Origin of the sequence: Geodermatophilus sabuli (genome assembly GCF_010686765.1) — a bacterium.
Lineage (GTDB): Bacteria > Actinomycetota > Actinomycetes > Mycobacteriales > Geodermatophilaceae > Geodermatophilus > Geodermatophilus sabuli_A.
Genome location: NZ_JAAGWF010000018.1, coordinates 45,808 through 59,343, shown reverse-complemented (window position 1 = coordinate 59,343; position 13,536 = coordinate 45,808). Strand labels below are relative to the sequence as shown.

14 protein-coding genes are annotated in these 13,536 nt (G+C 74.7%); 5 read left to right on the top strand and 9 right to left on the bottom strand.

Going from position 1 to position 13,536, the window contains the following annotated elements; translation table 11 throughout:
- Positions 1-16 precede the first annotated feature (16 nt).
- Both GCU56_RS16250 and nhaA read left to right on the top strand, forming a co-directional pair.
- Positions 17-1,525 carry an MFS transporter gene (locus GCU56_RS16250; RefSeq protein ID WP_163482789.1) on the top strand — a complete coding sequence of 503 codons (1,509 nt, stop codon included), beginning with the start codon at positions 17-19 and terminating at the stop codon, positions 1,523-1,525.
- Positions 1,522-4,170, top strand: a complete 2,649-nt coding sequence (gene nhaA, locus GCU56_RS16245; protein ID WP_163482788.1) for a Na+/H+ antiporter NhaA — start codon at positions 1,522-1,524, stop codon at positions 4,168-4,170. The genes GCU56_RS16250 and nhaA overlap by 4 nt, the downstream gene beginning before the upstream one ends.
- Here the strand turns inward: nhaA and GCU56_RS16240 are convergent.
- The 4 genes from GCU56_RS16240 to GCU56_RS16225 form a co-directional block, all read right to left on the bottom strand.
- Positions 4,142-5,002: a nucleotidyltransferase domain-containing protein gene (locus GCU56_RS16240; RefSeq protein ID WP_163482787.1), complete on the bottom strand. Its 861-nt coding sequence runs from the start codon at positions 5,000-5,002 to the stop codon at positions 4,142-4,144. The two genes, nhaA and GCU56_RS16240, sit on opposite strands and share 29 nt — an antisense overlap.
- A gap of 107 nt (positions 5,003-5,109) precedes the next feature.
- Entirely contained in the window at positions 5,110-6,132 is a 1,023-nt protein-coding gene (locus GCU56_RS16235; protein ID WP_163482786.1) for an acetamidase/formamidase family protein, read from the bottom strand.
- The gene (locus GCU56_RS16230; protein ID WP_345771884.1) at positions 6,129-7,565 is read right to left on the bottom strand and encodes an APC family permease; all 1,437 of its coding nucleotides are present in this window, start codon (positions 7,563-7,565) and stop codon (positions 6,129-6,131) included. The genes GCU56_RS16235 and GCU56_RS16230 overlap by 4 nt, the downstream gene beginning before the upstream one ends.
- A gap of 79 nt (positions 7,566-7,644) precedes the next feature.
- Entirely contained in the window at positions 7,645-8,688 is a 1,044-nt protein-coding gene (locus GCU56_RS16225) for an ABC transporter substrate-binding protein (RefSeq protein ID WP_163482785.1), read from the bottom strand.
- A 20-nt stretch (positions 8,689-8,708) separates the two neighbouring features.
- On the opposite strand from GCU56_RS16225, the gene GCU56_RS16220 reads away from it, so the two are divergent.
- Positions 8,709-9,158: a MarR family winged helix-turn-helix transcriptional regulator gene (locus GCU56_RS16220; protein ID WP_163482784.1), complete on the top strand. Its 450-nt coding sequence runs from the start codon at positions 8,709-8,711 to the stop codon at positions 9,156-9,158.
- Positions 9,159-9,167: 9 nt separating this feature from the next.
- Here GCU56_RS16220 and GCU56_RS16215 read toward each other — a convergent pair whose 3' ends face one another.
- Both GCU56_RS16215 and GCU56_RS16210 read right to left on the bottom strand, forming a co-directional pair.
- Entirely contained in the window at positions 9,168-9,476 is a 309-nt protein-coding gene (locus GCU56_RS16215; protein WP_163482783.1) for a hypothetical protein, read from the bottom strand.
- 61 nt (positions 9,477-9,537) lie between these two features.
- Complete coding sequence (locus tag GCU56_RS16210) at positions 9,538-10,122, bottom strand: hemerythrin domain-containing protein (RefSeq protein WP_163482782.1); 585 nt, start codon at positions 10,120-10,122, stop codon at positions 9,538-9,540.
- Positions 10,123-10,250: 128 nt separating this feature from the next.
- Between GCU56_RS16210 and GCU56_RS16205 the strand changes: the two genes are divergently transcribed.
- Positions 10,251-10,511 (top strand): hypothetical protein, encoded by a 261-nt coding sequence (locus GCU56_RS16205; protein ID WP_163482781.1) that lies wholly within the window; start codon positions 10,251-10,253, stop codon positions 10,509-10,511.
- 18 nt (positions 10,512-10,529) lie between these two features.
- On the opposite strand, the gene GCU56_RS16200 is transcribed toward GCU56_RS16205, so the two are convergent.
- On the bottom strand, positions 10,530-11,708 hold the full coding sequence (locus GCU56_RS16200) for an acyl-CoA dehydrogenase family protein (protein WP_163482780.1): 1,179 nt from the start codon (positions 11,706-11,708) through the stop codon (positions 10,530-10,532).
- 104 nt (positions 11,709-11,812) lie between these two features.
- Here GCU56_RS16200 and GCU56_RS16195 point away from each other — a divergent pair, with 104 nt between their 5' ends.
- Positions 11,813-12,844 carry an ion channel gene (locus GCU56_RS16195; protein WP_163482779.1) on the top strand — a complete coding sequence of 344 codons (1,032 nt, stop codon included), beginning with the start codon at positions 11,813-11,815 and terminating at the stop codon, positions 12,842-12,844.
- Position 12,845: 1 nt separating this feature from the next.
- Here GCU56_RS16195 and GCU56_RS16190 read toward each other — a convergent pair whose 3' ends face one another.
- On the bottom strand, positions 12,846-13,352 hold the full coding sequence (locus GCU56_RS16190; protein ID WP_163482778.1) for a mycothiol transferase: 507 nt from the start codon (positions 13,350-13,352) through the stop codon (positions 12,846-12,848).
- Positions 13,353-13,390: 38 nt separating this feature from the next.
- A complete protein-coding gene (locus GCU56_RS24705) occupies positions 13,391-13,516 on the bottom strand; it encodes a hypothetical protein (protein ID WP_275585926.1) in 126 nt (41 codons plus the stop codon).
- Between the last annotated feature and the right edge of the window lie 20 nt (positions 13,517-13,536).

The following is a 13,536-nucleotide window of genomic DNA, read 5'->3' as shown; positions in this document are numbered from 1 at the left end:
GGCGGGGGGAGGCGCGATGGCCGGGGTGGCGGTGCCCCCGGACGGTGCGCTGCGCATGGGCACGTCGCGGGCGCGCTGGGTGCTGCTCACCACCGTGCTCGGGTCGAGCCTGGCGATGCTGGACGCCACCGTCGTCAACGTCGCACTCGAACGCATCGGCACCGACCTGGACGCCGGCTTCTCGGACCTGCAGTGGACGGTGAACGCCTACACGCTCACCCTCGCGTCGCTGATCCTGCTGGGCGGCTCGCTCGGGGACCGGCTCGGCCGGCGGCGGGTGTTCGTCGTCGGCGTCGTCTGGTTCGCCGCGGCCTCCCTGCTGTGCGGGCTGGCGCCCGACATCCGGACGCTGATCGCGGCGCGTGCCCTGCAGGGTGTGGGTGGGGCGCTGCTGACGCCGGGCAGCCTGGCCATCATCTCGGCGTCCTTCCACGGCTCGGACCGCGCGGCCGCCGTCGGTGCCTGGTCCGGCCTGGGCGGGGTCGCGGGCGCGCTGGGCCCGTTCGTCGGCGGATGGCTGGTGGAGTGGAACTGGCGGCTGGTGTTCCTGCTCAACCTGCCGCTGGCCGTGCTGATCGTCGTCGTCGCGGCGCGGCACGTCCCGGAGTCGCGGGACCCGGAGGCGGGCGGGCGGCTGGACTGGCCGGGGACGGTGCTGGTCGCGGTCGGCCTGGGGGCCCTGACGTACGCGCTGACCGCGGCCGGCGAGCCCGGTCGCGGGCCCGGGATCTGGGTGTGGGCCGCGGCCGGGCTGGTCGCGCTGGGTGCCTTCGTGGTCGTGCAGCGGCGCTCGGTCTCCCCGCTGGTGCCGCCCGCGCTCTTCCGGGACGCCCAGTTCACCGCGGCCAACGCCGTCACCTTCGTGGTCTACGCGGCGCTCGGGGTGGTGTTCGTGCTGCTCGTCCTGCACCTGCAGGTCGTGTCGGGGTTCGCCCCGCTGCTGGCCGGGACGGCGCTGCTGCCGGTCACCGTGCTCATGCTGCTGTTCTCCGCCCGCGTGGGGGCGCTGGCCCAGCGGATCGGCCCGCGGCTGCTGATGACGGCCGGCCCGCTGGTGTCGGCCGCCGGGGTGCTGCTGATGCTGCGGATCGGCCCGGACGCCTCCTACGTCGTCGACGTCCTGCCGGCCGCCGTGCTGTTCGGCGCCGGCCTCACCCTGCTGGTGGCCCCGCTCACCGCCACCGTGCTGGACTCCGCCGCCGACCGGTTCGCCGGTGTCGCCTCGGGCGTCAACAACGCCGTGGCGCGGGCCGCCGGGCTGCTCGCCGTCGCGGTGGTGCCCGCGGCCGCCGGGCTCGGGGGCAGCGACTACACCGACCCGGGCGCGTTCGGCGCCGGCTTCCGGACGGCGGTGCTCATCTGCGCCGGGCTGCTGGTGGCCGGGGCCCTCATCGCCCTCGCGTACGTGCGGCGCCCGCTGGCGGCCGAGGAACTGCCCCGCCGCCTGCACCTCGAGGAGTGCCCGCACTGCGGCGTGACCGGCCCGCAGCTGCACCCGGCCGGTGGCGGGGAGACCGGCCGGTGACCGTCACCGCCGACCGCCAGTCCGCCCCGGGAGGTCGCGGCGGGCTCCTGGCCCGGGTGGCCCCGCTGCGCCGGCGGCTGCGCACCGAGGCCGGCAGCGCGGGTCTGCTGCTGGTCGCCACCGTGGTCGCGCTGCTGTGGGTGAACTCCCCGTTCGGTGCCGGCTACGACGCCTTCTGGCACACCGAGTTCGCCGTCCGGGTGGGCGGCACGGAGCTGGCGCTGGACCTGCAGCACTGGGTCAACGACGGCCTGATGGTCTTCTTCTTCTTCGTCGTCGGGCTGGACGTCAAGCGCGAGCTGGTGATGGGGGAGCTCACCGACCGGCGGCGGGCCGCGGTGCCGGCGCTGGCCGCGGTCACCGGGCTGGCGGTGCCGGCGCTGGTCTACGTCGCGTTCACCCTCGACAGCGAGGCGGTGTCGGCCTGGGGCGTGGTCATCTCCACCGACACCGCGTTCCTGCTCGGCGTGCTGGCCCTGGTCGGGCCGGCCTGCCCGGCCCAGCTGCGGGTGTTCCTGCTGACGCTGGCCATCGCCGACGACGTCGGGGCGCTCACCGTCATCGCGCTCTTCTACACCGAGGACCTCGCCCTCGGCCCCCTGGCGCTGGCCGTCCTGGGGTTGGGTCTGATGATCGGCCTGCGGTACCTGCGGGTCTGGCGCGGGCCGGCCTACCTGGTGCTCGCGCTGGCGGTCTGGGTGGCGATGTACGCCTCCGGCGTGCACCCGACCCTGGCCGGTGTGGTGATCGCGCTGTTCACCCCCGCCTACCCGGCGCGCCGGGAGGAGGTCGAGGACGCCGCCCGGCGGACCCGCGCCTACCAGCAGTCACCGAACCCGGCGTTCGCGCGGGCGGCCCGGCTGAGCATCGACCGGTCGGTGTCGGCCAGCGAGCGGCTGCAGCAGCTCTGGCAGCCGTGGACCAGCTACGTGATCGTGCCGGTCTTCGCCCTGGCCAACGCCGGCGTCGCGCTGACCGGTGAGACCCTGCGGGCGGCGCTGACCTCCCCGGTCACGATCGGTGTGGTCGCCGGACTCGTCCTCGGCAAGCTCGCGGGCATCCTGATCGGCACCGGCCTGGCGGTGCGGCTGCGCCTCGGTGAGCTGGCGCCGGGCCTGGGCGGTCTGCAGCTGGCCGGCGGCGCCGCGTTGTCGGGCATCGGGTTCACGATCTCGCTGTTCATCGTCGACCTCGCCTTCGACGGCGACGAGCGGCTGGCCGACCAGGCGCGGGTCGGTGTCCTCGCGGCGTCGGTGCTGGCCGCGCTGCTGGGCTGGGCGCTGTTCCGGCTGGCCGACCGCCGGCGGCCGGCGGACGCGGCGGGCCGGTCGGTGCTGCTCGACCCGCCGGTGGACCCGTCGCGCGACCACGTCCGCGGGCCGGTCGACGCACCGCTGACGCTCGTCGAGTACGGCGACTTCGAGTGCCCCTTCTGCGGCCGGGCCACCGGCGCCGTCGAGGAGCTGCGCGAGCGGTTCGGTGACCGGCTCCGCTACGTCTTCCGGCACGTGCCGCTGGTCGACGTGCACCCGCACGCCGAGCTCGCCGCCGAGGCCGCCGAGGCGGCGGCCGCGCAGGGTCGGTTCTGGGAGATGCACGACCGGCTGTTCAGCGCGCAGGACCGGCTGCTGCCGCAGGACCTGCTCGAGCACGCCGCGGCGGTCGGGCTGGACGTGCAGCGGTTCGCCCGTGACCTCGGCTCCAGCCGGTACGCCCGGCGCGTGCAGGAGGACGTCGACTCCGCCGAGGCCAGTGGGGTCGAGGGCACCCCGACGTTCTTCATCGGCGGGCGCCGGCACACCGGCCCCTACGACGCCGACACGTTGGCCGCCGAGCTGCTCGCCACCGCCGACGGGGACGGCGACTGGCCCCGGCGGCCGTCCCCGGCGGACGACGGCGCGGCCGGGCGGGCCCTGCCGATGCTCGGACCCCGGCGCGGTGCCGACCAGCGCGCCGCCGTCGACGCGGCGGCCACCGTGCCGGCCGACCTGCCCGAGACGCCCGACCGGGACGGCGCCTTCCCGCGGCTGACCGACGAGCAGCTGGCCCTGCTGGAACGGCACGGGTCGCGGCGGCGGTGCGAACCCGGCGACACCCTCTTCCGCGAGGGCGACCCCGGCTACGACTTCCACGTGGTCCTCTCGGGCGCGGTGGCGATCGTCGAGGACCACGGCCGCGCCGACCAACGGGTGATCTCCGTGCACGGGCAGCGGCGGTTCCTGGGTGAGCTCGACCTGTTCAGCGACGACCCGGTGTCGCTCACCGCGCTGGTCATCCGGCCCGGTGAGGTCATCCGCGTCCCCGACGACCGGATGCACGACGTCTTCCGCTCCGACCGGGCGCTGAAGGAACTGGTGCTCCGGGCCTTCCTCGTCCGCCGGTCGATGCTCCTGGAGCTGGCCGCCGACCTCCGCATCGTGGGCCGGGCGGGATCGCCGGACAGCCGGCGGTTGCAGCAGTACGCCAGCGCACGCCGGCTCACGGCCGCCTTCGTCGACCTCGACGGCAGCGTGGACGACGCCGCGCTCCTGGCCGAGCTGGGCGTGGCGGAGGCGGACCTCCCGGTCGTGGTGTGGCGGCGCGGCGAGCTGCTGCGCAACCCCACCGACGCCGAGGTCACCGCGGCGATCGAGGGCCGGGACTGAGGTCGCGACCGGCCGCGCAGGCGCTCGACACCTCGGCCACGAGGTCACCCGCGGCCGCGACGGCACCCCGCAGCGTCGCGGCGTCCGTGCCCAGGGCGGCGAGGACGGCCTGCGCGCGGCCGGCGAAGCCCGGCGGGGCCCCCGGCAGCCGGCCGGCCGCGGCGACCGCGCCCTTCTCGGTGACCAGCCACCGCCCGGCCCGGCCGTGCAGCGCGGCGGCGGACAGGCCGACCGCGCGGAACAGGCAGCCGGCGACGTAGGCGGTGTCGCCGCGGGCGGCGCCCTTCCCGGCGATCGTGACGCAGAACCGGGCCTCCTCGAGGCGGGCCACCAGCGCCGCGCCGAGCGCCGGCGGGTGGTCGGCCACCTGGCGCCGGAGCGCGGCGAGCTCTCCCGAGGGGTCGGCCAGGACCACGCCCAGGGCCAGCTCCCCGGCGTAGGCGGCGTCGAGGAAGCCCAGCGGGTGGCCGACCTGGGCGTGGAAGGCGACCCGCCCCGCGCGAGCGTCCCGCCCGGCCGCGGCGACCCGGTCGACGTCCCGGTAGATCCAGTCCACCGCCCGGCCGCCGATCCGCAGCCAGGCGCCGCCGTCCACCCAGGGGCCCCACTCACCGGGCCGGGTCACCGTGGCTCCGGGGCCGGACACCTCCCGGGCCAGCGTGCCCAGGGCGCCGGTGTCCAGCGGCGGGCGGTAGTACAGGCCGAGGTCGGTGTCGGAGTCGGCCGTGTGGTCGCCGCGCGCGCGGCTGCCGCCGAGGGTCACGCCGACGACGCCGGGCACGGTCGCGAGGCGGGCGGCTAGCTCGGCGATCTCGGGCGGCACCTCGGGCACGCACCCAGGGTGCACCGGCCCGGGCCCCCTCGGGACGGCGGCGCGGACGGTGTCCACGTACCGCGACCCGACGCACCCGGCGGGGAGCCGGAGCTCCCCGCCGGGCCTCAGCGCGAGCCGAGATAGGCGGCGGCGGTCTCCCGCAGCCGGTCGTGCACCCCGTCGACGGCGACGGCGCCGCCGAGGTACCGCTTGGGCAGCTTGGCGACCATCGTGTAGTTCGTGTCGACGACGTTGCCCGCCGGCGCCAGCCCGGCCTGGCTGACCAGCTGGTAGGCGTCGAGCGGGTCCCAGCCGGTCAGCTGCGCCGCCCAGGTCACCAGGTCGTGCTGGCTGACGCGGAAGGCGTCCTCCAGCGGCCGGACCGAGCCCGTGGACATGAGGAACTCGTCGCTCTCCAGCCGCGGCCAGGCCGGTGCTCCGCCCTTGACCAGGTCGACGACGACGACCGTGCGCATCGCGGCCTCGACGGCGGTGCCGCAGACCTCGCCCTCGCCCTGACGGCAGTGCCCGTCACCCAGGGAGAGCTGCCCGCCCGCGACGTTGACGCCGAAGTACAGCGTCGTCCCGGCCCGGGCCTCGGGGGTGTCCATGTTCCCGCCGTGCGCGCCGGGGGTGATGCTGGCGAACACCTCCCCGCCGGCCGGCGCGACGCCGATGGTGCCGTGCATCGGGTCGAGCGGGAGCTCCACCTCGGGGCCGCCCCGACGCGGCCGGAACAGGCAGGTGCCCCGCTCCCGGTCCACCTCGTAGACCCAGACCAGCTCCTCGAGCGCCTCGTGCAGCATCGCGGTCGAGTGCGTGGTGGTCAGCGCGCCGAAGTGCGGGAACGTCGTCGACACCGCCCAGTCACGCACCGGTGCCATCTCCACGAGGTGCACGGCGAGGGTGTCCCCGGGCTCGGCGCCCTCGACGGCGATCGGCCCGGTGACCGGGTTGAGGTAGGGGAACTCGCACACCCGGCTGGGCAGGTCGTCGACGCCCCGCACCGCACCGCCGAAGCAGTCCTCCGTGGTCAGCTCCACGACCGTGCCGGGCGCCACGGTGAGCAGCGGCTCGCCGCCACCGAAGGTGTACCGCAGCTGGTCGGCCGCCGGCTCCAGGGTGACGACCTCGAGGGACGCCGTCACGGTCGCTCCTCGCCGCGCAGCTCCGGCTTGCGGCCCGTGGCCACCAGGAAGGCCAGCAGGAGCACGCCGATCCCCAGCCACACGAAGCCGAGCTCCTGGGCGGCGACGTCGGCGTTGTAGACGACGTAGGCCAGGATCGCGAACCCGAGCACCGGGACGACGAGGTGCAGCCACCAGTTCCGGCTCTTCCGGCGCACCACGTAGTGCACGACGACGGAGACGTGCAGCAGGAGGAAGGCCGACAGGGCGCCGAAGTTCACCAGGGTGGACAGCAACGTGATGCCGTCGTCTCGGGTGGTCATGTACCAGCCGAGCACCAGCGAGACGAGGGCGACCAGGAAGGTGGCGTTGACCGGGACCCGACGGACCGGGTGCACCTGGGCGAGGAAGCCGGGCAGCTGGCGGTCACGGGCCATGGCGAACAGCAGCCGGGAGGTGGCCGCCTGGGCCACCAGCGAGTTGGCGAAGCCCCACGCCACCGCCGTGGCCACCGCGGTGAGCGTGGAGAGCCACTCCCCGCCGGCGACCGCCGCCGCGTCGTAGAACGCCGTCCCGGCGGCGTCGCCCTCGGCGATGAGGGTGTCCGGGTCGGGCACCAGCAGGGCGGCGATCCAGGTCTGGACGATGAACAGCGTCCCGGCCAGCGCCAGCGCGGCGATCATGGCCTTGCCGATCGAGCGGGCCGAGTCCCGGTTCTCCTCGGCGAGGGTCGAGATCCCGTCGAACCCGAGGAAGCTCAGCACCGCGATGGAGACGGCGCCGAAGACGAGCTCCAGCGAGAAGGTGTCAGCGTCGTAGATCGGCGAGAAGTCGAAGCCGCGGCCCTCCCCGGAGGCCAGCGCCACCACGCCGATGACCAGGAAGATGGCGAGCACGATCAGCTCGGCGACCAGCATGACCTTGTTCACCCGCGCGGTGAACTCGATGCCGAAGTAGTTGACGACGGTGTTGAGGACGACGAAGGCGATCAGCCAGACGAGGACCGGCACCGAGGTGACGATCGAGTTCATCGCGATCGCGGCGATGAGGTAGAGCAGTGCGGGCACCAGCACGTAGTCGAGCAGGATCATCCAGCCGGCGATGAAGCCGACCGGCTGGGCGATGCCGCGGCCGGCGTAGGTGTAGACCGACCCGGCCATCGGGAACGCCCGCGACATCTGCGAGTAGGACGCCGCGGTGAAGGCCATCGCCAGCCCGCCGACGGCGTAGGCCAGCGCCACCATGCCCCCGGAGGCCTGGAAGACGCCGCCGAAGATGCCGAACGGCGCGATCGGGACCATGAAGATCAGGCCGTAGACCAGCAGATCGGTGAAGGTCAGCGACCGCTTGAGCTCCTGGCGGTAGCCGAACTCCTCCACGCCCGGGTCGCCGGTCGCGTGGACGGGACCGCCGGGGTCACCGGTCGTGCTGTGGGTGGTACGGGGGTCGCTCACGGCCACTCCTCTTCCTCCGGCTCGCGGGCCGGGCGGGGAGAGAGTAGGCCGCGGTGTTTCCAGATGGAAGCAAATGCCGTCAGGCGGTGGGCACCTCGTGGAAGGCCAGTCCGTCGGCTCGCGCGAGGCGTGGTGGTTGCGCCGCCGGCCGGGCCACGCGGCCGCGGCCGGGGCCGGTGAGGGTGGCGGCCAGGCGGACCCCGTCGTAGACCCCGCGGGCGTAGGCGCACACCACCGGCGCCGTCGGCCCGGCGCGCCGCGCGTGCCGCTCCTGGAGGGCCAGTTGGCTCTCGTCGGCGGCGCCGTCGAGCGCGGCGAAGGACGGCATGCTGGCGAACAGCTCCCCGGTCCGGTCCCCGCCGATCGCGTACAGGCCGTTCTCCTCCAGCGCGCCGGACAGCCGCGCCACCCGGCGGTCCAGGCCCGCACGGGCGAACTCGCGGTTGAACGCCACCAGGTCCCGGCCCACCAGGCTCAGCAGGACGGCGTCCGCACGGGAGCGCCGCACCAGGTCCAGCATCCGGCCGGGGTCGCTCGGACCGAACGGCACGAGCATCTCGCCGACGACCTCCGCGCCCAGCCCGTGCAGGACCGACGCGGCGGCGCGGTGCACCGCCTGCGGCCAGACGTAGTCGTTGCCGACCAGCACCCAGCGCCGGGCGTGGCGGTGGCCGACCAGCCAGGCGAGGGCGGCGGCGTGCTGGTGCCGCGGGGACGGGCCGGTGCGCAGGACGCCGGGGCGTCGTCCGCCGCCCTCGTGCGGCGGGGTGAAGACGTAGCGCACCCGGCCGGCGAGGGCCGTCTCGAGCGCACGGTGGACGTCGCTGGTGTGGTAGCCGACGAGGACGTCGAAGGCGCCCGCCTCGTGCAGGGCGGCGGCCTCCGCGGCGACCACCGCCGGCGGCCGGCCGGAGTCGATGGTCACCAGCTCCACGGCCCGCCCCCGGACCCCGCCCCCGGTGTTGGTCTCGTCGGCCGCGAGCGCGGCGAGGTCCAGGGCCGACGGAGCGGTCAGTGCCAGGGGGCCGGAGAGCGGCACGGCCAGGCCGATCCGGACGACGTCCGGGCGGCGGGGGGTGAGGGCGGCCGCCCACCCCTCCACGGGACCGGTCGGGTCGGGCACCCGCTGAGTATGGTGCGGCCATGGCTGTCGAGCAGCAGGCAGACCGGGTGGCGGCGGTTCCCGACGTCACCCTGGTGGAGCTGCTGACCGTCGCCCAGCGGCGGGTCGCGCGCGGTGTCGGAGCGGTGCTCGCCGAGGACGGCGCCACGCTGGACGGCTACCGGGTGATGCGCTGCCTGGCGGCCAGCCCCGGGCGGTCGATGGGGGAGCTGGGCGCTGCGCTCTCCCTTCCGGCGCCGACGGTGACGCGGCTGGTCGACGGGCTGGTCGACACCGCGGCTGCCTACCGGCTGCCCGACCCGGGGGACGGACGGCGGGTCCGCGTCCACCTCTCGGCGCGCGGGCGGAGCCGGCTCCTGCGGCTGGAGGGCCTGGTCCGGGCCCACGAGTCGGCGTTCGCCGCGACGCTGGGCGCCGAGCGGGTGCAGGCGCTGGTCACGGCACTGGCCGCCGTCCAGCCGGGGGACTGACCGCCTCGCTCAGTCGGTGGCCGGCGGCAGCAGGCGCGGCATGAACACCTCGTCGATCGGGCGGGGACCGACGTATTGGCGGCAGGTGCAGGGCACCCAGGCGTGCCCCGACCAGCGGCCGCGCTTGTCGTAGGTGTCCCGTCGCAGTTCGGCGTAGCAGGTGTTGGTCTCGGTGTCGTGCTGGCTGAGCGTGTGCCCGCAGCCGCACAGCGGAGCCGGCGGCGCCGGGGGCGGCTTCGGCCGGCGACGACTCAGCCGGCCGCCCAGGAAACCGAACGCGAGCAGCGCCGCGCCGACCAGCAGGCTGACAGGTTCCACCGGCGTTGCTCCTCCCCGGACGTCGCCCCCCGACGGTAGCGCGGCCGGTCGGCCCGGCGCGTCAGCCGGCCGTCTTCCCCCGCCCGCTGACCGCGTCGCGCAGGTGGTCGAGGAGGCTGGCGACCGGGCCGAGCACGGTCCGGACGCCGGCCTCGTTGGGCGTCATCGGGTGCGCCCGGGTCGGTGCGATCGCCTTGACCCGCTGCACGGCCTCCGCCATCCGCACCAGCTCGTCCCGGTCGAAGGTGGCCCGCAGTTCGGCGAACATCCGGCCCTCCTCGTGCTCGACGTGCTCCCTGATCTCCCGGACGAGGGTCAGCACCTCGGTGTCGAAGCCGGGGTCGCCGGGGTCCATGCGTTCGAGCCGCTTCATTGTCTCCTCGGCCTCGGCGTGCTCGTGCTTGGAGCGCTCGGCCTCCGTCTCGTCCACCTGCTTCTCCACCCGGGGGTAGACCTGCGTCTCCTCGGCGACGGAGTGCTTGACGATGCCGATGGTCACCTCGTCCACGAGCTCCCGCTTGCGCCGCAGGGCGTCGGGGCCGGTCTGCCCGACCAGCGTCTCGAGCTCGGTGAAGACGCGGTCGAACTCGCGGTGATCGGCGCTGAGCAGGTCCACGACGTCACGCTGGTCCTCGGTCTGGGTCACGGTCGCCTCCATCCTCGACGGGCACCCCTGGTGTGCCCTCCCGGCGCGGGCGGCACACCCCGGTCCGGCATCGTCCGGTTCGCCCGGTCGGGTTGTTTCGGGCTTGTGAACTGGGGCACAAGGGAGGCGTGGAGTCCTATGCCGTGGGGTTCGCCCGACCGGACCGCTGGTCACCGGGCAGGCCCACCGAACAGCGCCACCCGTGGCACGCGGTGGAGGCGCACCGGCCGCCCGCCGAGCTGGACGGGGAGGTCGAGCTGGCCGTGTGCGGGGCCATCGTGCAGGTGTGGGGATCGCAGAAGTGGGAGCGGGTCGGCGCCGGGCGCACCGCCTGCCCCGAGTGTGGCCGGCTGACCTCGGTCGCCCAGCCGCTCAGCCGCGCCGGCTGAGGCGCTCGCCGACCGCGGTCACTGCTGGGGGCGCCGTCCGCTGATCGCGGACAGCCCGGTGATCTCCCGCCCGACGATCAGGGCCTGCACCGAGTCGGTGCCCTCGAAGGTGAACACCGCCTCCATGTCGGCGTGGTGCCGCGCGACGTGGTTCTGCAGCAGGATGCCGTCGCCGCCCAGGATGTCCCGTGCGTCGGCGACGATCGCCCGGGCCTTGGCCGCGTGGTTCATCTTCGCCAGGGAGGCCATGGCCGCCGTCATCCGGCCGGCGTCGGCCAGCTTCGACAGTCGCCAGCACATCAGCTGCATCGAGGTGATCTCGGCCAGCATGCGGGCCAGCTTGTCCTGGACCAGCTGGTAGCCGGCGATCGGCTGGCCGAACTGCTCGCGGCGCAGCGCGTGCGCGAGGGCCAGTTCGTAGGACGCCGTGGCCAGGCCCAGTGCCCGCCAGGCGACGGTGTACCGGGTCCGGTCGAGCACCTGGGAGACGTCCCGGAACGAGGAGCAGTTGGCCAGCTTGTTCTCCACCGGCACCCGGACGTCGGTCAGCGTGATCTCCGCCTGCCACACCGCCCGCAGCGCCGTCTTGCCCGTCATCACCGTCGCCTGGTAGCCCGGGGTCCCCTTGTCGACGACGTATCCGCCCACCTGACCGTCCTCGCCGCGCGCCCAGACCAGCACGTGGTCGGCGATGGAGCCGTTGCCGATCCACTTCTTCGCCCCCGTCAGCACGTAGGAGTCGCCGTCCCGCCGGGCCCGGGTCTCCAGCGCCACCGCGTCCGAGCCGTGCTGGGGCTCGGTGAGGCCGAACGCGCCGATCTTCTCCATGCGGGCCATGGCCGGGAGCCACCGCCGGCGTTGCTCCTCGTCGCCCAGGAGCGCGATGGACTGCATGGCCAGGAAGCTGTGCACGCCGTAGAAGGTGCCGATGCTGCCGTCGGCGCGCGCCCACTCGGCGGCCACCAGCCCGGCCGTGACGGCGCTCATGCCGGGGGAGCCGTACCCCTGCACCGTCCCGCCGGAGATGCCCAGCTCGGCGATCTTCGGCACCAGCTCGAACGGGAACTCCGCCCGCTCCCAGTAGTCGTTGATCCGTGGGGTGACCTCCCGCTCGCAGAAGGCGCGGACCCGGTCGCGCAGCTCGATCTCCTCCGGCTCGAGGAGGTCGTCCAGGGCGTAGAAGTCGGGACTGGTCACCCGGCGGACGGTACGACGGCACTCGGCGCGCCGCCCGTCGGTCCCCGCGGTGACCGGCGGAGCGGTGAGCGCTACCGTCCCCCGGTCGCCGTCAGGGAGGTCGGGTGCCGTTCCTCATCGCACGTCTGCTGCGTGTGGTCCGCCTGCGGCTCAGTGGGTGGCGGCTGCCCCTGGCGGTCGCCGTCTTCGTCTTCCTCTCCAGCTGGCTGGCCATGGCCCTGCTGGAGCCGGCCGACAGCGAGATCGCCGCGCCGGGCACGTACTGGTGGTACTTCGTCATCACGTCCGCGACGGTGGGGTACGGCGACGTCTTCCCGACGTCGACGGGCGGCCGGCTGGTCGGCCTCTACGTGGTCGTCGGCGGCATCGTCACGCTCACCCTGCTGTTCACCTCGCTGGCCGCCGCCCTGCAGTCGGTCAAGGGCAAGAGACTGAGGGGACTGGTCACGCTGGACCTCGCCGACCACGTCGTCCTGCTCGGCTACACGCCGGGCCGCACCGCGCGCATCGTCGCGGAACTGACCGCCGAGGAGCGCGTCCAGGTGGTGCTGTGCGCCTGGGACGACGTCCCGGAGGACCCGCTCCCCGAGCTGCCTGCCGTGCACTTCGTCCGCGGGGACCTCGGCTCCGAGGACGTGATGACCCGCGCCTGCGTGGGACGCGCCCGGACGGCGGTCGTCGACGCCCGCGACGACAACGAGACGCTGGCGGTCGCGCTGGCCGTCACGCACGCCAACCCGGGCATCCACCTGGTCGCCGCGCTGCGCGACCTCGGCCGGCTGAGCACCCTGCGCTACGTCCACGAGGGCGTGCAGGCGGTCCAGTGGCACATGCCGTACCTGCTGACCGAGGAGGCCAACGACCCCGGGATCGCGCAGGTCTACAACGACCTGATGACCAGCGGCGGGCACGGCAACACGTACTCGACCCGCGTTCCCCCCGGCTTCCCGCACGCCACGTTCGGCGAGTGCCAGACCTGGTTCGGGCGGTCGTTCGGAGCCACGCTGCTGGCCGTCCGCTCCGACGGCGGGTTGGTGGTCAGCCCGCCGTGGGACACCCCGGTCCCCACCGGCACGACGCTCTACTACGTCGCCGGTCGCCGGATCGAACCGGCGCGGCTGGCCGCCGGCCGCTGACTCAGGCGCCGAGCAGCCCGCGCAGGTACGCGGCCTGCCCCAGGTGCTGGAGGTCGTCGGACAGCACGCTGACCAGGCGGACGCCGAGGGTGACCGGCGGATCCCACCGCCGGTCGACCACCCGGTCCAGGTCGTCGTCGGACAGGCCGCGCAGGAACTCCGCCGTCCGGGCGTGCACCGCCTCGGAGTACTCGAGCAGCAGCTCGGCCGACGGCACCCGGACGGCGGCCACCTCCTCGCTGCTCATGCCGTAGCCGGTGGCCGCGTCGTCCAGGGGCAGCGCGAACCGGCCGGCGAAGCCCTGCGCCGTCCACACCTGCTCGGTGCCGGCGACGTCCGCGACGTGGTCGTCCTGCACCCGGAGCAGGTGCCAGACCAGCCAGCCGATCGGGTTGGTGTCGGGTGCGGCTCGACGCTCCAGGGCGTCGGGAGCGAGGCCCTCGAGGGTGCCGGCGAGGGTCTCGCGGACCTGGTCGTAGGCGTACAGGAGGAGGTCACGGCTGCGCATGACGGCCCGCTACCCAGCATGCGGGCGGTCCATGGCTGTCAGGAGGGGGAGGCGGGACGGTCCTCCGGCTCACTCTCTCCCTCGAGGTCGGCCGCCTGCTCGGGGGTCGCCATCTCGAGGGCGATGTCGCGGGGCTCAGGGCTCTCCGGCTCGGGCGTCGTCATCCTGCGAGCCTGCCCCAGAA

What these genes read in the sequence shown, in the direction of transcription:
- GCU56_RS16220 (WP_163482784.1), top strand. Translation starts at nt 8,709, where the DNA reads ATGGCTGTCGAGCAGCAGGCAGACCGGGTGGCGGCGGTTCCCGACGTC.
- GCU56_RS16190 (WP_163482778.1), bottom strand. Translation starts at nt 13,352, where the DNA reads ATGCGCAGCCGTGACCTCCTCCTGTACGCCTACGACCAGGTCCGCGAG.
- GCU56_RS24705 (WP_275585926.1), bottom strand. Translation starts at nt 13,516, where the DNA reads ATGACGACGCCCGAGCCGGAGAGCCCTGAGCCCCGCGACATCGCCCTC.
- GCU56_RS16250 (WP_163482789.1), top strand. Translation starts at nt 17, where the DNA reads ATGGCCGGGGTGGCGGTGCCCCCGGACGGTGCGCTGCGCATGGGCACG.